General features: G+C 63.0%; 17 protein-coding genes. 7 read left to right on the top strand and 10 right to left on the bottom strand.

What is annotated here, in order from left to right; all coding sequences use genetic code 11:
* Nucleotides 1-91: 91 nt before the first annotated feature.
* The 4 genes from B5520_RS05380 to B5520_RS05395 form a co-directional block, all read right to left on the bottom strand.
* Nucleotides 92-919 carry a hypothetical protein gene (locus B5520_RS05380; RefSeq protein ID WP_254865477.1) on the bottom strand — a complete coding sequence of 276 codons (828 nt, stop codon included), beginning with the start codon at nucleotides 917-919 and terminating at the stop codon, nucleotides 92-94.
* Between the two features lie 1,405 nt (nucleotides 920-2,324).
* Nucleotides 2,325-3,014, bottom strand: coding sequence for a hypothetical protein (locus B5520_RS05385; protein WP_139386207.1), 690 nt, complete (start codon nucleotides 3,012-3,014; stop codon nucleotides 2,325-2,327).
* Complete coding sequence (locus B5520_RS05390) at nucleotides 3,011-3,505, bottom strand: DUF2199 domain-containing protein (RefSeq protein WP_079596053.1); 495 nt, start codon at nucleotides 3,503-3,505, stop codon at nucleotides 3,011-3,013. The genes B5520_RS05385 and B5520_RS05390 overlap by 4 nt, the downstream gene beginning before the upstream one ends.
* A gap of 290 nt (nucleotides 3,506-3,795) precedes the next feature.
* Nucleotides 3,796-4,068, bottom strand: a complete 273-nt coding sequence (locus B5520_RS05395; protein ID WP_139386209.1) for a hypothetical protein — start codon at nucleotides 4,066-4,068, stop codon at nucleotides 3,796-3,798.
* Nucleotides 4,069-4,438: 370 nt separating this feature from the next.
* Between B5520_RS05395 and B5520_RS05400 the strand changes: the two genes are divergently transcribed.
* Nucleotides 4,439-5,077, top strand: a complete 639-nt coding sequence (locus B5520_RS05400; RefSeq protein WP_079596055.1) for a hypothetical protein — start codon at nucleotides 4,439-4,441, stop codon at nucleotides 5,075-5,077.
* 69 nt (nucleotides 5,078-5,146) lie between these two features.
* On the opposite strand, the gene B5520_RS05405 is transcribed toward B5520_RS05400, so the two are convergent.
* A complete protein-coding gene (locus B5520_RS05405; RefSeq protein ID WP_079596056.1) occupies nucleotides 5,147-5,779 on the bottom strand; it encodes a hypothetical protein in 633 nt (210 codons plus the stop codon).
* Nucleotides 5,780-5,964: 185 nt separating this feature from the next.
* On the opposite strand from B5520_RS05405, the gene B5520_RS05410 reads away from it, so the two are divergent.
* The 3 genes from B5520_RS05410 to B5520_RS05420 all read left to right on the top strand — a co-directional run bounded on the left by B5520_RS05410 (nucleotide 5,965) and on the right by B5520_RS05420 (nucleotide 8,876).
* The gene (locus B5520_RS05410) at nucleotides 5,965-6,531 is read left to right on the top strand and encodes a recombinase family protein (RefSeq protein WP_079596397.1); all 567 of its coding nucleotides are present in this window, start codon (nucleotides 5,965-5,967) and stop codon (nucleotides 6,529-6,531) included.
* Between the two features lie 495 nt (nucleotides 6,532-7,026).
* Entirely contained in the window at nucleotides 7,027-7,815 is a 789-nt protein-coding gene (locus B5520_RS05415) for a hypothetical protein (RefSeq protein WP_079596057.1), read from the top strand.
* Between the two features lie 485 nt (nucleotides 7,816-8,300).
* Nucleotides 8,301-8,876, top strand: coding sequence for a hypothetical protein (locus B5520_RS05420; RefSeq protein WP_254865478.1), 576 nt, complete (start codon nucleotides 8,301-8,303; stop codon nucleotides 8,874-8,876).
* 141 nt (nucleotides 8,877-9,017) lie between these two features.
* Here B5520_RS05420 and B5520_RS05425 read toward each other — a convergent pair whose 3' ends face one another.
* Both B5520_RS05425 and B5520_RS05430 read right to left on the bottom strand, forming a co-directional pair.
* Nucleotides 9,018-10,316, bottom strand: coding sequence for a vanadium-dependent haloperoxidase (locus B5520_RS05425; RefSeq protein ID WP_176156792.1), 1,299 nt, complete (start codon nucleotides 10,314-10,316; stop codon nucleotides 9,018-9,020).
* A gap of 207 nt (nucleotides 10,317-10,523) precedes the next feature.
* Entirely contained in the window at nucleotides 10,524-11,690 is a 1,167-nt protein-coding gene (locus B5520_RS05430) for a PheS-related mystery ligase SrmL (RefSeq protein WP_254865479.1), read from the bottom strand.
* A gap of 90 nt (nucleotides 11,691-11,780) precedes the next feature.
* On the opposite strand from B5520_RS05430, the gene B5520_RS05435 reads away from it, so the two are divergent.
* The 3 genes from B5520_RS05435 (at nucleotide 11,781) to B5520_RS05445 (ending at nucleotide 15,758) form a co-directional block, all read left to right on the top strand.
* A complete protein-coding gene (locus B5520_RS05435; RefSeq protein WP_079596059.1) occupies nucleotides 11,781-12,344 on the top strand; it encodes a dihydrofolate reductase family protein in 564 nt (187 codons plus the stop codon).
* A gap of 103 nt (nucleotides 12,345-12,447) precedes the next feature.
* Nucleotides 12,448-13,305, top strand: a complete 858-nt coding sequence (locus B5520_RS05440) for a class I SAM-dependent methyltransferase (RefSeq protein ID WP_079596060.1) — start codon at nucleotides 12,448-12,450, stop codon at nucleotides 13,303-13,305.
* A 113-nt stretch (nucleotides 13,306-13,418) separates the two neighbouring features.
* A complete protein-coding gene (locus B5520_RS05445) occupies nucleotides 13,419-15,758 on the top strand; it encodes a SulP family inorganic anion transporter (protein ID WP_079596061.1) in 2,340 nt (779 codons plus the stop codon).
* Nucleotides 15,759-15,832: 74 nt separating this feature from the next.
* Here B5520_RS05445 and B5520_RS05450 read toward each other — a convergent pair whose 3' ends face one another.
* From B5520_RS05450 to B5520_RS05460, 3 genes are read right to left on the bottom strand one after another with little or no spacing between them, the layout of a single operon-like run.
* A complete protein-coding gene (locus B5520_RS05450) occupies nucleotides 15,833-16,777 on the bottom strand; it encodes a COX15/CtaA family protein (protein WP_079596062.1) in 945 nt (314 codons plus the stop codon).
* Nucleotides 16,778-16,784: 7 nt separating this feature from the next.
* Nucleotides 16,785-17,579, bottom strand: coding sequence for an ABC transporter permease (locus B5520_RS05455; RefSeq protein ID WP_254865480.1), 795 nt, complete (start codon nucleotides 17,577-17,579; stop codon nucleotides 16,785-16,787).
* Nucleotides 17,576-18,544, bottom strand: coding sequence for an ABC transporter ATP-binding protein (locus B5520_RS05460; protein ID WP_079596063.1), 969 nt, complete (start codon nucleotides 18,542-18,544; stop codon nucleotides 17,576-17,578). The genes B5520_RS05455 and B5520_RS05460 overlap by 4 nt, the downstream gene beginning before the upstream one ends.
* Nucleotides 18,545-18,647: the final 103 nt, after the last annotated feature.

Here is an 18,647-nt window from a genome sequence, read left to right on the forward strand (position 1 = left end):
GCCTCCTGCGTTTCGAGGCACTGACGCTATGAGACACCCAAGGTGGGGTCAGAGAAGGAGTCGGCGCCCGCGGGCGGTATCGCGTATCGCATCAGCTGGTCATTTGTGGGAGCTTGAACACGATCGAGTCGAAGACGGTGCGTGCCTCTCTTGTCAGCTCCGGATTGATCGATTCGTGGAATTGGACCACCCAGAACATCGCGCGTTCGCCGTTCAGGTGGACTACCCGATAGGTTTCGCGCTCAGCGGTGCTCGAGTACCAGCGTCCGCATTCGTTTGAGATTGATGAGTGGATGCAAAACTTGTCGCGGTCGCAGGCTTTGAAGTCCACGTCACCCTCCACGGAGTGGTCGAACTCGACGCCGGAGTAATCGCCCACCATAACCTCGACGGGAGGGGTACTGGCCGTTGACGTCTGCGCCGTCATCGCGTCGACGAACGCATTAGCCGACGGATCGAGCTTGACGAGCGCGCCCTCCCACGCGCATGCGTCCCTCGGCACATAGAGCGCGGGCCACCAACCCACGAAGACCCCATAATCATCCGGGTGATCCGGGTCGTCCTTAAACAGGCCATCGTCACTCCTCCAGCCGTCTGGGACGGTGATCTCGAAATTCTCTTGGAAGCTGGTGACGAGGTATGTACCGGGGTCGATGTCGCCTTCCGGCAGCGGTGGGACCGGCGGGACCGTGGGCGCCGGTGGGGCCGTGCGGGCTTCCGTAGTTGCTGCGGAGGATGGCGCTTCGGCGGGGGTGCACGCCGAGAGGCTTACGCACGCCAGCATTGCGATGGCGATGCCGATCGGGTGTGCGCTCCCGGCATGAGTGGGGCGGGAGCGCCGGTTAGAAGTCCACAGCCCGAGAAGCCAGACGGACAAGACTAATGTCATGGCGATGAAATGGCGTAGCAGCACACGCATGGAGGCCTCCAAAGGCAACCCTTATGCTGCGGACGTTACGCCCAGCCAACACTGACCGCAAGGGCACGCCAGAAGCAAATGCCCCCCATTTTGGACAACGGGAACGGATGGTGAGTCCCGCCGCCGGGCGACTGTGGCCATCACCGCTGGTTCGCCAAAGCCTCAGCCCCCGTGTGCCTGAAAAGGCGCTCTCCGGGCTGTTTGTGAGCTGTCCTGCAAAGGTGCACATCCCGAGTGAATTGGGCGTTCCGTACTTCATCGGATCGAGTATCCTCGCTGCCGGTGCGGTGCCTGGTAAGGGCCCCATCCAAACGGGTCTCAAAACCCTCTCGTCTCAGAACACAAGGGTTTAGAGACAGTCTGGAGCGTAGCGGTTAGGGCACCTTCACCGTGCATCATCGTGCGGGGTAAACGTGCGTACAGAGGCTAGTAACAACGCCGAGGGAAGAATTTATGCCTAGCTGCGCGCTTCACGACCGGCTAACGCGACGATGTGGGGGCAATCCCTGACAGGACAATCAACGCTCATAAATCGGGAACCTCCGCACTCCGAGCAACCGTTCACTCGGTCCGACGAGTAGACAAGCATCAGTTTGGCTTTTCCATCTGACGCAGGAGCCAGACTGGTGACCAGATCGAAACACGGAATTCGGCCAAACCCCTATTTTGGTGATTCGCATTTGTGGACAATCAAGAAATGGGACTTTTGGGAAAAACCCGTGGGTTTGCTGCTGTATGCGTCCTTATTTTCTCCGCTAGCTCTTGTGGAAGCGCCGGGCCCAGCAGTCAGCGAGAAGAAAGTGAGGAGCCACCGCTCCCATCAGTAGAGCCTTCAGTCGAGGCTACAAGAGGTGCAGAAATAGTCGATATAAGCGAGTGCCCCGAAACAATTTTGCTTCCGACCGATTCAACGGCACCAATCGCACCTTCCAGTTGCGGCACAAGATCCGTCCCGCTAACTGAAGAACAGATGCGCCAAGCCACTCCTGCGCCCATGCCCCTTCAACCGAGTGCGCTGCCGGAAGGGAACTCGGCCGATTCTCAGATCAAGTTGATTGAAGAGGGGGAGCAGCGCCCGTGGACCCCGGAACGAATGAGAAGTGCCTCTCCAGAACCAATAACGAGAGTCCCATAACGTATCAACTCACGGGCCGAAGAAAAATCTCCCGCGAAGCCTTGCTTACTCGGGACGACGAAACCACCCGCATTTGCCGAGATGGGAGCAGTTTCAAATGCCATCCCGGCCGGGGCCAAAGACATTTGGCACGATCAGTCCGGTGAAGGATCCCCTTACGGGTCAGCTGAATTCCTGTGTTTCTAACCTCAGCGCCTCGAATCCCTAGGGATTCGAGACGCAGGGGTTATGAGACAGAGCCTCAGACCATTCCCTACTAGAAGACGGGGGCTAGACGATGGCTCCGTTATTGAGCTGCCGGCGCCGGGAACGGCGGGGGAGCCTCCAGGCCCAATATGTGATCATGAGTCCAGCCGTCGCGGCCCCACCCGCATACACCCAAGGCGATGACCATGACCCTTCGGGGGTGGGAATAGCAAAGGCAACTATGACGGCGGCCACGGCCGGAACGACCTCCACGGTCGCCTGTAGAGGCGTGGCCCAGTACTCAGGGTAGGCCAGCCGGACCAGAGGGATGATTGGGAGCAGGAACAGGCCGAGGCTGAAAATCACCCAGATGATGCTGAACGTGAAGACCGCCAGGCCCAGCACCAGCAGCCCAAGGAATTTCAACACGTCCACGGCCCGGAGCGGGTTTGCCGTCGTCGATCGGCTCAGCAGCAGCCCCCAGGCCGGGAGTCCGAGCAACCAGCCGCCACACCAAAAACCCAGGTCCAGCAGCGCCAGGACCACGAGCAGGGCACCGGGAAGCAGGAACGCCACGGCCTGCCCCGGTGACGGGAGTTTGCCGGGCGGGCCGAAGATGCACACCCCGATCAGCAGGTAGGCGGCCACGTACCCGGGCAACAGATCGATCACTGACGCCTGTGTCAGGCCGAACACCAGAAGCGTCAGCGAGGGCACCATCATGCAGACCGCGGCGAACGGCCATGGGTTGCGGACTCGCCGTTGCTGAATCACGGCAGTGACGCCAGGATGCCATGTGGCCACTCCCGGGTTAGCACCTCGTTCAGGTCCTCATTCGAGCTGGACACGCAGTAAGGCGTCTGGTCCACGTTCAGAACAGCCAAATCTACTGGCACGGCGAAGAGACCCCAGGGCTGAATCCTGTTAGCCAGGTACCCAGTTAGTTTCAGGTCGACGTACTGGGGCGCGTTCCAGACCCTGCAGGCGTGCTGGAGGTCATCGGGGTGAATGGCGATCCAGACCCCAAACCGGAACTCGTGCCCGCCCTGCAGCTTTATCGGAAGCAAAGCACGGACGAAAGGACTGATATTCGGAATCTGCATGAGTGTCGCCTTGTTGGGGTCCGGGTCGCTCAGCCAACTGTCCTCGACCCGGTGCTGTTCAGGGCTCTCCAGCACTGGATCCGGGAGACGGAACCGAACATCTCTACTATGGGCCGCCAAAGCTTGCCCGCACATCCCGCACGCGTGCTTCTTACCGAACATCACGTCCCCCAATTTGTAGTTGCCCAGGCGAGTCTACGTCGCGGGGCCAGGCGAGGTAGCGCAAGGTAGCCCGGTCTATCCGAATCTACTTTCGGGAACCTTCTACGAAACAGTCTTCCTAGTTTGCTGCTCGACTATCCATGTTTGGACAAAATAGCTCTCGACAACTTCCGTGGCCACCAAATCCCTCATGCGGCTCCGACCATTCGCCTGGATCCGAAACCTGTAGACCGAGAGTTCCTCGATGGTGCCAATGTTGAGCACATCGCCCATTGTTGGACCATAAAGATTCACTGTGCCCGGGGCAACTCAAAATCAAAGTCTTCCCATGCATCTTCCCAACTATCCGTTGTGTCCTCTGCAGGCTCAGCCGGCAAGACCTCAACCTGTAATTCGACGGGCCCCCTGTTGATGCCCGTCTCAAAGAGAATCTCGTTAAATTCCCGTGCCTCATCACGGCCACGGGCTGCCATGGCCTCGGCCAACGTTCTGGGCGGCGGAACAACATCAAGAACCACAGAGCCTTCTGCGGCGTATACAACTCCAGTTGTAGACACGATCATGACCCGATCCTAAGTCTCGAAATGAGGGAGGGTTGCCCTAGGGACAAACCCTCCACGGCACAGATCCTGCAAAGTGCCGACGACAGGCCGGAGGCCTCCGCCGCATAACCCTAGGGATTCGAGGCACCGACGTTATGAGACCCGGAGGTTCAGCTGTTTCGAAAAAATTCTTCGCAACGGCTTGCCTGCATTTCGATCGGTCAAGGTCTCTTGCCGGAACGCGCCTGTACAGCGCCCCGGCGGCGTCGCCGTGTCCTTCCCCGGCTAAGCTGGAGCCACGTAGCCATTCAGGTGGGGGACCTCAATGACAGATCTTCAGCACGCCGAGACATCTGAAACCACAACGACGTGGTCGCGGCGCTGTCGGCGCATGACGCTGATCTACTGCGTCGCAGTTTTCGTCTTCCAGCTGCCTTTGATGGTGGGTCTCGTCCTACTCAGCTTCTGGCTCTTGAACGTTGCCGGGCCACTTTTGCGAGGGGACGTCGCATTCGGCAATCCTGCCTACGAATATCTGCAGAGCTCGAAAGACCTGCTTGTCGCAGCCTTTGGAGTGCTGACCGCGACACTGGCCCTCTCCTCGGTCCTGCTGCACCGCTGGTGGAAACGCTCCACGGCAGCCCTGGGTCCAATGCCGGCGGAGCTGCGTCCGAAGACCTTTAAGGCCTGGAACCGGCAGAGGCGAATCATTAAAGTCACCTACCTCGCGGGCGGGGCAGCACTCCTGTGGATATTGGTCCTGACGGTGACCAAGGTTGCTTCCGGGGTGCAGGCCTACGAAGCATGGGCCGCCCTTGGCGAAGTCGGGTTCGACGATCCAGGCTACGACGAAGCGCACTCCCTGCTCGATATGTCTATTGCCCTGGGCGGTGTCGGTGCTATCGCTTTCAGCATCCTCAGCGTTTCCTGCTGGCGTAGCTACGGTCGGGCGCAACAGGTGTTGGGTCCAGAACCTGCCCGAGTCACAATCCGCGAACTGGACGAATTAAACGTCAACCAAAGGGATTAGTTAGCCGAGTGCACAGCGCCCGCTAAAGATCCCACTCCGGGCGGCCTACCGCTCCTCGACTTTCTACTATCAGACGAGCAACGGTTCAGCTGCCAGTGCAGTCACAGCTTCTACCGCCTGGAACTGCGGATACTGTTTTTTGGGGAGCTGGTGGCGGTGATATGCCAGCCAGTAGCTCTCGGCTCTCTGGCGGGTAATGCTCATGAACTCCGGATTGTCATGGACGAACTGTGCATAATCCCTCCGCAGGTTGGGCCGCGTGGGCAGGGAATTCGTTACGAAAGTCAGGACATCGGAACCGATCTCGATGACGTACTCTCCGCAGAGCTGGATAACGAACGGGATTGTCCAAGGCACATCTAGATCCGACCGCAAAATATGGCGCAGTCCCTTTTGCCGCAGTTTCCCATTGTGGTGCCGAGACATCCAGCAGGCGATGATGAGCAGCTGCATTGTGGTGAAGGGGCTTTTCCGCTCCCTACTAGGCCAGTCATAGTTGACCCGGTAAGGAACTCGTATTACTTCCCCCTGAACGTGGATGCTTGGGTAAAAACCAACGTGTTTGTTAGTGTCCTGGATCAATACAGCGCGCGTCGAAAACCGTGGCGGGCCGAGTGCGCCCATCGCAACTTTCGCATCTGCCCGCCCCGATTCAGGTATCGTGTCCAGCAACAGCGGATCTACGAATGACGAAGCGACCATTCAGTTATTCAATCACCAGGCGATCAAACCCTCGAAGCGGTACCCGTAAGCCGGTCGGTCACCGTGCTGCGGAGCCCCGCCGCCATATTCCGCCCCGTTCCTGGTCGAAGCCATGTACGTAAGACCCGCACGATCAAATGCGTGGTGACGGGGGCATTACTGCAACCATGTTCCTGATGAGTGGAATGAAGATCGGCTATGCCCGCGTCTCGACGAGCGATCAGGACCTGACCGCCCAACGAAACGCTCTCCTAGCCCTGGGTGTTGCAGAGAAGCAGATCTTCGTCGACCATGGGCTCACGGGAGCGAACCGGGTGCGCCCTGGTCTCCGTGAAGCGATGGCAGCGTGCCGAGCCGGCGATACGCTCGTGGTCACCAAACTCGACCGTTTGGCACGTTCCCTTTCCGATGCCAGGGGTATAGCCGACGAACTGACTGCCAAAGGGGTAGTGCTCAGTCTCGGCGGAAGCACCCACGATCCAACTGACCCGGTCGGCCGGCTGCTGTTCAACGTCTTGGGCATGGTGGCCGAGTTTGAGGCGAACCTGATCCGGATGCGCACCCGTGAGGGAATGGCGGTCGCCAAGGCGAAGGGACGGCTGAAAGGCAAGCAACCAAAATTATCCAAGACGCAGCGAAAGCACCTTCTGACGCTGCACGACGCCGGGGAACACACCCAGGCTGAATTAGCGGAGCTGTTCGGGGTGTCCCGGACCACGGTGTATCGCGAGCTCCAGCGGCGCTCCGTCTGAGGAGCGATGGGCACCTCGCCGAGATCCATAAGTTGGTCGGCCCGTCAGGCGCCACCCTGTACCGTTACCTGAAAGTAGGAGATGACCAGTGAATATCGATACCGCTACCGCTGATGAGCTTTACCGCCTGCTGTTGGATGTACAGGACAGGCTGGGGTATCTGATCGAGGATGATCTCCTCACGCTGGCGGGACGCTGAACAGGTGCACGGCACGGCACGGAACGCCGTAGGCGTGGCCGTAAATCACCAGATCTCATTGGCTAGTTAGACCCGGGCGGTGAAAGCTGCCGCAAATTTGGCGTTTCCTCGCCGCTGCTTCAGGGCGCTCCTGTCATTGCGGGAAATTGTATGAGTCGAAACTGATCTCCATCCAACTCTTCATTGTCACGGATTTTCTGCCGGAGGAGACTTGAGGCGACGGCATCAAATTTCGGGCCCCGCGGGGCCACCCGGCTGCGGGGCCTCACAGCACCTTGTAGCGGCCTGGTGGATCAATGAGTTCGGTGACACCCCTCGAAAAGGCCGCTCAGCGGTCGCGCCATCTCTTGACTCTGGTGACTGTCGCCCTGATTGGATGTCTCGGCGGGTGCGAGTATGAATTTAACGACGCCTCCCTCCCGTCTGCCAGTTCTCCGGTTACGGAGGCTCGCACGGTCTCACCGCTGCCGGAGAGTCGCGACACTCGCACGGTCCCACCGCTGCCGGAGAGTGGCGACATCGACGCCGGCACATACCTAGTCCCCGTCGCCGGCTACAAGGAGCCTTTCGAGATCACCGTCCCAGACGGCTGGTTTACTCTCGACGGCCAAAGCCTGGGCAAGGACGACCGGGATCACCCGGCTGAATGGGCCGTCTACCTGACTCTTTCGCCCGCGGACTATGTGTCGATGGACGCATGCACCTGGCCGGGCGCCCTTGCCGATGTCGGTCCGTCGGCCGAGGCCTTTGTCAAAGCGATGGCGGCGCAGTCATGGACGGTAAGCACCCCTCCCGTCGAGGTCATGGTGGGCGATTACTCCGGCGTCGAGTTCGACCATTCCGTGGAGGGCGACGTGGACTTCATAACCTGCGGCGCCCGCAGGTTATGTATCCACTCAGAATCTAACGTCACCTGCTCACGCTGGTACTTAACTCAGAATGAACACGAAACCTACCGGGTGGTCGACTTGGAGGGCCAGCGAGCTGTGGTCTCGGTGGGCTATATCGACGAATTGATCAATCCGGTGCTGATGAGAGAGGCACGCGCCGTCTTCGACTCGATCGCGTTCAGGTCCTACAAGTGACCAGCTAATCCAATAGGCGATCCCGCCCCCCGGGCTCCGCCTCCTCCTCCTCTGAACTCACGGGGGCGTCTTATAGCCTCAGTGTCTCGAAACGCTGGAGTTACGAGACGCCTAGGTGCCAGTTGAAAGACCCTCACCGGGAGGCTAATCGGACAGGTCATACGAGCTTTCGGTGGCCAGGGCCGCACGTAGGCGAGAACCCGAGGCACTGCACCCCTTCCATCGACCAGCTATCGGGCGACGTGCGGGCAGTCCTCTTCAGAGCCGGCCACCGGGAGCAGGGGCGTCTCTCGCGTGGCGTTGCGGCCGTCGCCCTGTATCCTGCGCCTGGAATCTGCTGCAAATCCGAGGACGAATTTAGGTTTAGACTTTGCCGGACAGCCGATCAGATTCTGGGGGAAATTTGCTTCGTCGTACCATCCGCGCCTCTTTGCTCATACTCACAGCCACGTTGGCATTCCTCGCCCAAGGGATGTAGCCAAAGAATGTCGACAGCGCAGATCATAAACATCTCCATCACCGTATTCACGACTTTGTCCATTGCCGCCATTGCCTGGTGGGCACGCAAGCACCCCAACCGGTCCAAGGAGTATCCGGAGCAGGTCCGTATGCCAAAGGTGCTGTTGATCTTTGGCTGGCTCTGCGTGTCCGTGGGATTCCTCATGGGCCTGTTCGCCTTTACTACAGCCCGGGCACCTCTAGGTGCCCGTATTGCTTCGGTGGCGATTCTCTTGGGCGGGATGGCATTCATCACGATGTACCGCAACTTTTACGTCGCTCCGCGCGCCTATGAAGTTGCCTTTCGCAGCGTGCTCGGCAAGGAACACTTGATTGCCTATGACGACATCGTGCACTACAGCGTAGGGACGTTGAGAGGTCAGCAGTTCCTGACAGTGAAATCCGTTCATGGTGTCAAGCTCAGCCTGAACATGAGTGCTTACGACATGACTCCATTGCCGGGGGCGATTGATTTCCGCAAGGTGAAAGGCCGCTGGCCCGTCAGACCCGAGGTCGATGTGACGAGCAGCCCACCGTCTTCGCTGGGAAGCCGAGAAACTTAGGATGGTCCTCTAAGGGATGGCGGGCCTTGTTTCCTCGGGAGAAACTGCCCGCCATTTCTCATGTCACTGCGCTGCTCTCCTTCCAACCCATCGAGCTTCCCTCCGGCGCAGGGTTCCACCATTGGGCCTCGTTGCAGGACGCTACCGACATGTCGCGGGCTGGAAGTAGTGATCGCTGAGCCACGACGCAACCTCGTTGCCGAGCTCGGCGCCCTGTACAGCGGCGGTGCGGAAGTGGATGCCGCCCCAGACGCGAGAATCAATGACCTCCTGTATCGCCGCGGAGAACCCGTCGAAGTGCCGTGGCTCGCCCGGGAAGCGACCGGAGTTCACGTCGAAGGCGACCTCGTCCGTGCCGAAGAACTCCTGCGCCGCGGAGAGAGTCGCGCCGCTGACGCAGCCGTGACCAGACGGGTGCTCCGGGAACGGCGGTGTGCCGAGCTGCGGGACGGTCACTGTCGATGCATCGAAGAGCGGTTTCCATGTCGGATCGGCTGCCGTCTCCGGATTGCCGTCGGTGTCGGCTTCGCGAATCGCCGCCATCGGACGCCAGAAGTTCCAGTAGTACCTGTCGTTCCAGCAAGCCACCGCGCCATCAGCGGCGGCGAGGTTGGTCATTGCGAAGAGTCGAGCCGCGTCGGGCAGGTCAAGTCCGTGCTTTACGGCGAGACTGCGGAACACGCCGTTCCAGAGTGCTACCGGCGCGGCTTGCCAGAAGATGGCCGCAGTGGTCTGGTCGTCGGTTCGAGTGCTACTCGCGAGCGCACCGATCTCCTTGACCTCGTTGAAGTCCGCTGTGTACTCGGCACTCCTCAGCGGGTTGGGACCCTCCGAGCGGAACGCGTCGGGATTCTCGATCATGAACGGTTTGAGATTGGCCACCCAGGCGTCCGGATCGCGGGCATCGGGTGTGACGGGCCGCCAGTCGCCGGGTTCGGGTCCGATGTTGAACTCGAACGGGACCATGAACCCGTCATCGGTGCGGGCGAGGATCATCGCTGCCGCGGCGGCCTCACCGGCGGCGACGCCTTCGTCCTTGTTCGGGCCGTCGGCGACGCCCGCGAGCGTTGCTGCGTACGCAGCATCGAGGCCAGCTACTTTGTCCGACGGGACAAGAGTGACGAGCACGTGGTGTGCGGCTGTCGAGATCGCCGCATCAAACGATGCCTCCGGCCCGACGCCGATCGAGCCGCCGTCGAGCAGATACGGCTGGTACCCGCGGTCAATGGCGTTCACGGCGTCGTACACCGCGCCCTGAACCATCGCCATGCCGCGGAGCTGGCCGTGAGCCGTGGGACGCAATGGGATGACGTGGTCTTGCGCGATGCTGCTCCACTCGATGAGGACGTCCGTGTTCGGCGGCGCCGCGTTCCGAGCGTTCGAGGCGCCGGCGCTCGACACTCCCGTTAGAACGAGTGCGGCGGTCAGTGCCGGGATCAAGCAGAGTACCCACCGTCGGCGCGGACCATTCCTCGAAGTCCGCGATGGTCGCCCGTGATGACCGTAAGCGTTGCTGTTCGTCATGTCGTCGGTCCTTCAATCATCGGAGCCATGTTCAAGCGAACCCGACGGAGTCGACATCTCAGCGGTGCCCGACACCGGCGGCAGGCGACCGCCCGAAGTCAGCGCAATGCGCAGTCGGTGCGGTTACTCCAAGAGTGTCCCTCTGCCAACGCGTTGTCCAGTGGAATGTGTTCGGCAGCCTGGGAGGTGGTGGGTGCCGGCAGCCCAAGCATCTGCTGCCGGCACCCCGATGTAGCAGCTTAACCCGTCGATGAGCTCCTTTATCGGCCCTTCGTGCAGGGCAAGGTAGACATCGTCGCGGATCTGGTTGGCCTGTGGATCTGTCATCGTCCTGGTAAGAGGGCGCAGCACGAGCCGTATCAGCGCGTTGGCCTGTCCTTCACAGATTTTGAGCCGCTCCTGGGCTGGCACCGGAAGTTCCGCCTGGGGAGTGAGGGCCAGCAGTTCCACGCTTTCTAGATCGTCAGCCTGTCCGTTCAATGCTGTTCGGACCCGGTCCCCTAAAACTTCCACGTCCATGTCAGCGGGAACGACGATTGAGATGTCCCGCCGGATGGGTGGCATTTGGGAGACCGGCTGCCATGGCGCCAGGTCCAACATTTGGTGTTTAACGCGCTTATCCGTAGACCGGAGAAGCCTGATGTCGGGGATTCCCTTACGCAGCATCAGGGCGCGGTCCAAGCCCATGCCAAGGGCGAGCCCGGACCACTTGGTGGGATCCAGACCAGCTTGTGAGAACAAGTGCCCGGCCATAAGACCGCATACCGCGAGTTCGAGCCATTCCCCGTCCATGAGAACATCGACCTGTAAGCCCTGCTCCGTATAGGGGTGGACGGCAGGGACTGCGCGCCACTGGGCACCGGGAAGAACCGCTTGAACCAGGGACGCGATCATCTCTTGAAGGTCAACGGCGCCCAGGTTTGCCCGCGAACTGACGCGCCACAGGTCTACCTGGTGCGGCGTTCCCACAAGGGTGCGGTCGATGGAATCGCGCCGATAGACCAGGCCCGGGATTACCCAGAGTTCGTCCATCGATTCCGCGGGGTCCAGGGCTCGGAGCAACGACGGGATGGAGGCGGAGGTGTGACTGCGCAGCATGACCGTCGGACTGATGTAGTGGGAGTACCTTTGATCCCGAGTCACGTCTGATGCCTTGAAGCCGAGGTGGTCGTAGTTGTCGACCACGCTGACCAGGGGGCTGTGGCGAACGATCCGTTCCGGCACTGCCCATCTGCTGCAGGGCATGGGGACCGCTGCGGGGATCTGAGAGGTCCCGGATGCTGAGGGCATCAAGGAGATCATTGGGGCTGAGGTAATTGGGCATGGTGGTCCTTGAGTCTGGTCTGTACAACGAAGACCGCCTCACGGGAGACTGACGCCATGCGTAACCTGACCTATGGCATGAACGTGAGCGTGGACGGCTACATCGCCGCGCCCGGCGACGACCTCGGTTGGAGCGTGCCGAGCGATGAGCTGTTCCAATGGTGGTCCGACCGGGTGGGGGCGACGGGCCTGGCGCTGTACGGGCGTAAACTATGGGAGACGATGAGTTCCCACTGGCCGACCGCGGACCAGCAACCCGGCGCCACACCGGCGCACATCGAGTATGCCCGCCGCTGGCGGGACATGCCGAAAATAGTGTTCTCCTCGACGACCCGCACGGTCGACTGGAACACCCGGCTGGTCACCAGTGACGCGGTCACCGAGATTACACGGCTCAAGGCCGATGACGGCGGCACAATGGACATCGCCGGTGCCACACTCGCCGCAGCGGCCATGCGGGCCGGGCTGATCGACCAATATTTGATCGTCACCCACCCGGTTCTGGTAGGCGGCGGCACACCGTTCTTCACCGCCCTGGACAACTGGGTGAACCTGAGCCTGGTAGAGACCCGGACGTTTCCCGATGGTGTGGTCCTGACCAGGTACGAGACCAGGCGCTGACTGCCCGGCATTGGATCAGAGCGGGCTTCGGGCCACAAGAAGGACCGAGCAGCCGTGAGCCGACACCTTACGTAGGCATGGGCCCGCGTTGTAATGTGACGGCGTGATCGTCCCCAATATTTCCCAAACCGCAGTGGCGGTCGCGGATCACTACGACGAACTCGATCCGATATATCGCCGGGTGTGGGGTGAGCATGTCCATCACGGTCTATGGGTGACAGGTCACGAGACGCCCGCCGAGGCCGTCGAGGCCCTGGTTGACACGGTCGCCGACCGGCTGCGCCTTGTGCCCGGCGAGGCCTGCGTCGACATCGGCTGCGGCTATGGCTCTACCGCAAGGCAGCTCGCAAGTTCACGCAGCGTTCGCGTTACCGGCTTCACGCTTTCTGCTGAGCAGGCACACTACGCCGCCGCGCATCCCGTACCGGACGTGGACATCCAACTCCGCGACTGGCTCACCAACGGGCTGAACGACGCCTCGGCCAATGCCGCGTGGGCCATCGAGTCCAGCGAGCACATGGTGGACAAGCCCCGGTTTTTCGCCGAGGCGCATCGCGTGCTGTCGCCCGGCGGCCGCTTCGTGATCTGTGCGTGGCTCGCCGAGACTGATGCCAGCGGCTGGAAGGTTCGCCACCTGCTCGAACCGATCTGCCGCGAAGGGCGCCTGCCCTCAATGGGCACGCGCGAGGAGTATGAGGCAATGGCAACGGCGGCGGGGTTTACGATCGCCGGCTATGAGGATGTCAGCCGCCGCGTCGCGCGCACTTGGACGATCTGCGCCCTCCGGCTTTTGAAGGCCTTGCTCGTCGATTCCGAGACCCGGCGCCTCGCCCTGCGCGCACGCAACCGCATCTTCGTCCTCAGCATCCCGCGCCTGATCCTGGCCTACCGCACCGGTGCGATGCGCTATGGAATATTTACGCTGTCAAAGGCGAGTGAGAGCGGGATGCCCCGGCGATAACCGACACTCATCAAGCGCATGACTAACTTGTCATATTGATCACGTTTCGTGTCACCTGCCGTGACTGTCTGCTTACTCTGGGGTGGATCCTGCTCGCGAGCAAAAGGAAACCCATGGCACAGGCACACGATCCCACCACCGGAACCGCTTCAAGGAACGACGCCCCGCCGCAAGAGAAACCACAGGACCCAGGGGAGCGCCCCAGGTCCCGGCGTCCCCGGTTCCTCACGCACCTGGCGGCTGACGTCCCGGCGTCGCTCGTTGTGTTCCTCGTCGCGCTGCCGCTTTCGCTCGGCATCGCCGCGGCATCCGGCGCCCCGATCATGGCCGGACTGATCGCCGCCGCCGTCGGCGGCATCATCGCCGGCAGCCTGGGCGGATCCCCGCTCCAAGTGAGCGGACCCGCTGCCGGATTGACCGTCATCGTGGCCGGGCTGGTGCAGCAATTCGGCTGGCAGGTGACCTGCGCGATCACCGCGGCTGCCGGCGTCGTACAGCTCCTGCTCGGCATCAGCCGCGTGGGCAGGGCCGCCCTGGCCGTCTCACCCGTGGTGGTGAAGGCGATGCTGGCCGGCATCGGCATCACCATCATGCTGCAGCAGATCCACGTCCTGCTCGGCTCCCAGCCGGCAGGCTCCGCGCTGGAGAACCTCACGGGCCTTCCCGCCGCCATCATCAACCTGGAACTGCACGCAGCACTGCTCGGGCTCGCCGTGGTGGCGATCCTGCTGGGCTGGAAGCACCTTCCGGCTGCCGTGCGCCGGGTCCCGGGACCCCTGGCCGCCGTCGTGGCCGGGACAGCCCTGTCCGTGGCGTTCGCGCCCGTCGTGGAACGCATCTCCTTCAACGGATCAATCCTCGACGCCGTGGCGCTGCCCCAGCTACCGGAAGGCAACTGGCGTGCAATAGCCTTCGCCGTTCTTTCCATGGCCCTGATCGCCAGCATCGAATCGCTGCTGTCAGCCGTCGCCGTCGACAAGATGCACAACGGCGCACGGACCAACCTGAACCGGGAACTGATGGGCCAGGGAGCCGCCAACATCGTGTCCGGCTCCCTCGGCGGACTGCCCGTCACGGGCGTCATCGTGCGCAGCGCCACCAACGTGGAGGCGGGCGCTGCCACCCGCGCCTCCGCCGTCCTGCACGGTGTCTGGGTCCTGGCCTTCTCCGCCCTCTTCGCCGGACTCATTCAGTTGATCCCGCTCGCCGTCCTGGCAGGGCTGCTCGTGGTGATCGGTGCCCGCCTGATCAAGGTGGCCGACATCAGGACCAGCCGCCGCACCGGGGACCTCCTGATCTACACCGTGACGCTGCTCTGCGTCGTCTTCCTCAACCTGCTCGAAGGCGTCCTCATCGGCCTGGCACTGGCCGCGGCCAGCGTGCTGTGGCGCGTGCTGCGGGCCTCGGTTCAGGCATACCCGCCCGTCCCGCCGTCGGACCTGTGGCGGGTCACCATCACCGGATCGTGCAGCTTCTTCGCCCTGCCGAGGCTGAACCGCGTGCTGCACTCCGTCCCGGACGGCAAGGACGTTGTGGTGGAGCTGAACGCCGACTACCTGGACCATGCCTTCCGTGAGGCCGTTGTCGCCTGGCGGAAGCAGTACCAGGCCACCGGCGGGACCGTCGCGCTGGAGGAACACGGAAACACGCTCTTCCAGGATGCGGCCCACCAGGTGCCCAAACGCCAGGAAGCCCATGAGCTGCCGCTGCCGCCCCGCACATCGTGGCAGTCCGCAGGGGAAACGGGGGAGGACCCGCAGCCCCGGCGCTCCATCCTTGGCGGGATCAACAAATACCACCGGCGCTTCGCGGACAAGGTGCGTCCGCTGGTGCAGGATTTGGCGGAAGGCCAGAACCCGGACACGCTGTTCGTGGCCTGCGTTGACTCCCGGGTGAACCCGAACCTGCTGACCAGCAGCGGGCCCGGTGACCTGCTCACCCTGCGGAACATCGGCAACGTGGTGTGCCATGACGGCCAGGATGCGTCCATCGACTCTGCGCTCTCGTTTGCCGTGAAAGGCCTGGCCGTGGACTCCATCGTCATCTGCGGACATTCGAATTGCGGAGCCATGAAGGCCCTGATCGAGGACGCCGCCGGCAACGGGAACAAGGCCCTGGGCGCGGGATTCGATGCCTGGCTCAACCACGCCCGGCCGAGCTACCTGGAACTGCTGGCGGACCATCCGGTTGCTGTCGCTGCGGCGGATGCCGGGTACAGCCGGGTAGACCAGCTGGGCATGGTCAACGTTGCCGTGCAGCTCAGCAAGCTGGAAACGCACCCGGTGGTTGGTCCGGCGCTGGCCAGGGGAGCCGTCGAAACCACCGGCCTCTTCTACGACATTGCGACGGCGCGGGTACTTCTTGTGACGACGTCCGGCATCGAGTTCCTGGATCCGGCGCAGGCCGCGGCCAAGGCCGGGGCAGCGGGTTCGGCGAAGGCGCCTACGGGCTAAGCGGCAAGGCGCCCAGCCGATACGGCAAGGGCCCCGGTTCCATGGAACCGGGGGCCCTTGCCGTGCAGGGCGGACTACTCCACGGGGCTGGACCGGGCAATGTCCCAGGCGTTGGTTGCCGCGGCCATCAGCAGCGCGGCCCCGAGCATGTGCGCGGCCACCAGCAGGGCCGGAATGCCGTTGTAGTACTGGGTGAAGCCGATGACGGCCTGCAGCACGGTGACTCCCAGGAGTCCAAGGACCGCGGTGCGGAAGGGCCCGTTAATCCGGCGCATGACCACGAGCGCCAGCGCGACGGCGGTCCCGGCCGTGATCAGGTAGGCCGGCACGGCGTGGATGTGGGAGAACAGGTCCCAGTCCAGCCCGTTGCGGGGAGCGTCGGCGTCCCCGGCGTGCGGCCCGGCCCCGGTCACCACCACGCCCAGCATCACGGCGAGGGCGGAAAAAAGCGCGACGGCGGCAGTCACCGGCCGCATGATCCCCGGCAGGGCGCGGTGCCGGGCCGCCATGAACCGGCCGGTCCTGCCGAAGGCACGGTTCACCAGCAGGGTGGCGAACACCACCAGTGCCATGGACACCAGGAAGTGCAAACCCACCACCCAGGGGTTGAGGTTGGTCAGTACGGTAATCCCGCCGATCACGGCCTGGGCCGGGATGCTGGCCAGCAAGCCAAGCGCCAGGAGGAACAGGTCCCTGCGCTCCTTCCGGAGATTCCACAGGTACACGAGCATCAGGGCTGCGACGGCGGCCAGGGCAAAGGTAAGGAGCCTGTTGCCGAATTCGATGAATCCGTGGATGCCCATCTCCGGCGTGTTGACCAGGGATGTGTCCGTGCAGCGTGGCCAGGTGGGGCAGCCGAGCCCGGAGGCAGTCAGCCGTACGGCCCCGCCCGTCACCACAAGCAGCGTCTGCCCGATCAGGGACGCAACAGCGAGGCGGCGGACGCGGGCGTCCACGGTGCGGGGCAGCCGGGATACCAGGCGGCCGGCCATTTGGGGAAGGCGTGAAGCCGTGCTCACGATGTACTCAATTCCACTTGAACCAACGGATGGCAGCTGCCCCGGCAACCAGGGTCCAGAGCAGTAGTATGAGGGCGGCGCCGCCGTTCACGGCGCCGGCGAGGAATGCGTCGCGCAGGGCTTCGCCCAGTGCCCCTGAAGGCAGGAACCCCACCAGGCCCTGGGCTGCGGCCGGGAGCCTTTCTGCGGGGATCACGATTCCCCCCAATGCGCCCAGGAGGATCCACAGCAGGTTGGTGATGGCCAGGGTGGCTTCCGGCCGGACCGTCCCCGCCACCAGCAGGCCGAGGGCCGTGAACGCGGCAGCGCCCAGTGCAAGGAGTGCCAGCCCGGGAACCCAACCGGCCACCGGCGGCTGCCAGCCCAGGGCAAAGGCGACGGCACTGACCACTGCCACCTGCAGGCACAACACAGCCAGAACCGAGAGAGCCTTGCCGGCGATCAGCCCGCCGCGGCCCAGGGGAGTAGTGGACAGGAACCGGAGCACCCCGTAGCGGCGGTCGAAGCCGGTGGCGATGCCCTGGCCGGTGAACGCCGTGGACATGGCGCACAGCGCCAGGATGCCCGGTACGGCCACGTCGATGCGGCTCGCGCCCATCCCGTCGAGGAACGGCGTCACGGTCAGGCCAACGAGCGCAAGTAGCGGCAGCACCACAGCCAGGATCAGCTGCTCACCGTTGCGCAGCATGGTCAGGGCTTCGTATTTGCCCTGAAGCAGCACGCGGCGGAGCAGGGTTGCGGCCTCTTGCCGGTCCGATGCCTCCGCGGCTCCGGTGGCGGCACCGGATTGGGTCGGCTTCATCGGATGTCCTTTCCCGAGATGTCCAAAAAGACGTCTTCAAGGCTACGCGCCTGCAGGCTCATCGAGGCGGGCATGATGTTGTGGGCCTCCCACCAGGCCGCCAACGCGGCGAGGTGTGCGGGCGTCAAAGTGCCCGTGATGCAGTAGCTGCCGGCCCGGGCTTCGGTGACATCGATATGCGCCGGAAGTACGGCAGCAGGATCCAGCCCCGGCGGAGCCTCGAACACCAGTGTCCGGACATGCTCCGCACCTGCCTCGACGGACGGGTCGCGCTGCAGCAGCTCCCGGACGGTTCCCTCGGCAACGTTGCGGCCGCCGTCGATGATGTAGACATAGTCAGCCAGGCGCTGGGCGTCGTCCATCAGGTGCGTGGTGAGGATGATGCCCATCCCCGCGTCGCGCAGCTCGGAAATCAGGTCGAACACCAGCTGCCGCGACTGGGGGTCCAGGCCCGCGCTGGGTTCATCCAGGAACAGAACTTCGGGCCTGCCGATCAGCGCGGCGGCGAGGGCCAGGCGCTGCTTCTGCCCGCCGGAGAGCCGGCGGACGGTGGTCCTGCCGAAGGTATCGATCCCCAGCCGCTCGATCAGCTCATCCACCGGCCAGGGCCGGGCATACAGTCCGGCAATGTGCCGGAGCAGCGGAATGGGACGGGCCGACGGCGGCAGCCCGCCGTCCTGGAGCATCACACCTACTCGGGAGCGCAGCCCTGCCCCTGCCGCGGCGGGATCGTGTCCCAGCAGCGAGATGCTGCCGCCGGTCCTTTTTTGCAGGCCCTGCGCACACTCGAGGGTGGTGGTTTTGCCTGCCCCGTTGGCCCCCAGCAGGGCCGTTACCTGTCCGCGTTCGGCAACGAGTGAAATGCCGCTGACCACCCGAAGCATTTTGCCGTCAAGGCTGGTAAGCGGGCCGACATCCTTAATGAGCCCGCTGATGGACAGAACGGGGGATTGGGGGGAACGCACCCCAGTATTCTACGGGATGTAGTATTTTTCGCCGTCCGCCGCGCAGCCTGCTGAGGTCAGCCTGTCCTTACTGGAGTGGGGGAGTAAATTACGACATGATTGT

The sequence above is a fragment of the Arthrobacter sp. P2b genome (genome assembly GCF_900168295.1).
Lineage (GTDB): Bacteria > Actinomycetota > Actinomycetes > Actinomycetales > Micrococcaceae > Arthrobacter.

What these genes read in the sequence shown, in the direction of transcription:
- B5520_RS05380 (WP_254865477.1), bottom strand. Translation starts at nt 919, where the DNA reads ATGCGTGTGCTGCTACGCCATTTCATCGCCATGACATTAGTCTTGTCC.
- B5520_RS05390 (WP_079596053.1), bottom strand. Translation starts at nt 3,505, where the DNA reads ATGTTCGGTAAGAAGCACGCGTGCGGGATGTGCGGGCAAGCTTTGGCG.
- B5520_RS05395 (WP_139386209.1), bottom strand. Translation starts at nt 4,068, where the DNA reads ATGATCGTGTCTACAACTGGAGTTGTATACGCCGCAGAAGGCTCTGTG.
- B5520_RS05400 (WP_079596055.1), top strand. Translation starts at nt 4,439, where the DNA reads ATGACGCTGATCTACTGCGTCGCAGTTTTCGTCTTCCAGCTGCCTTTG.
- B5520_RS05405 (WP_079596056.1), bottom strand. Translation starts at nt 5,779, where the DNA reads ATGGTCGCTTCGTCATTCGTAGATCCGCTGTTGCTGGACACGATACCT.
- B5520_RS05410 (WP_079596397.1), top strand. Translation starts at nt 5,965, where the DNA reads ATGAAGATCGGCTATGCCCGCGTCTCGACGAGCGATCAGGACCTGACC.
- B5520_RS05415 (WP_079596057.1), top strand. Translation starts at nt 7,027, where the DNA reads ATGAGTTCGGTGACACCCCTCGAAAAGGCCGCTCAGCGGTCGCGCCAT.
- B5520_RS05420 (WP_254865478.1), top strand. Translation starts at nt 8,301, where the DNA reads ATGTCGACAGCGCAGATCATAAACATCTCCATCACCGTATTCACGACT.
- B5520_RS05430 (WP_254865479.1), bottom strand. Translation starts at nt 11,690, where the DNA reads ATGCCCTCAGCATCCGGGACCTCTCAGATCCCCGCAGCGGTCCCCATG.
- B5520_RS05435 (WP_079596059.1), top strand. Translation starts at nt 11,781, where the DNA reads ATGCGTAACCTGACCTATGGCATGAACGTGAGCGTGGACGGCTACATC.
- B5520_RS05445 (WP_079596061.1), top strand. Translation starts at nt 13,419, where the DNA reads ATGGCACAGGCACACGATCCCACCACCGGAACCGCTTCAAGGAACGAC.
- B5520_RS05455 (WP_254865480.1), bottom strand. Translation starts at nt 17,579, where the DNA reads ATGAAGCCGACCCAATCCGGTGCCGCCACCGGAGCCGCGGAGGCATCG.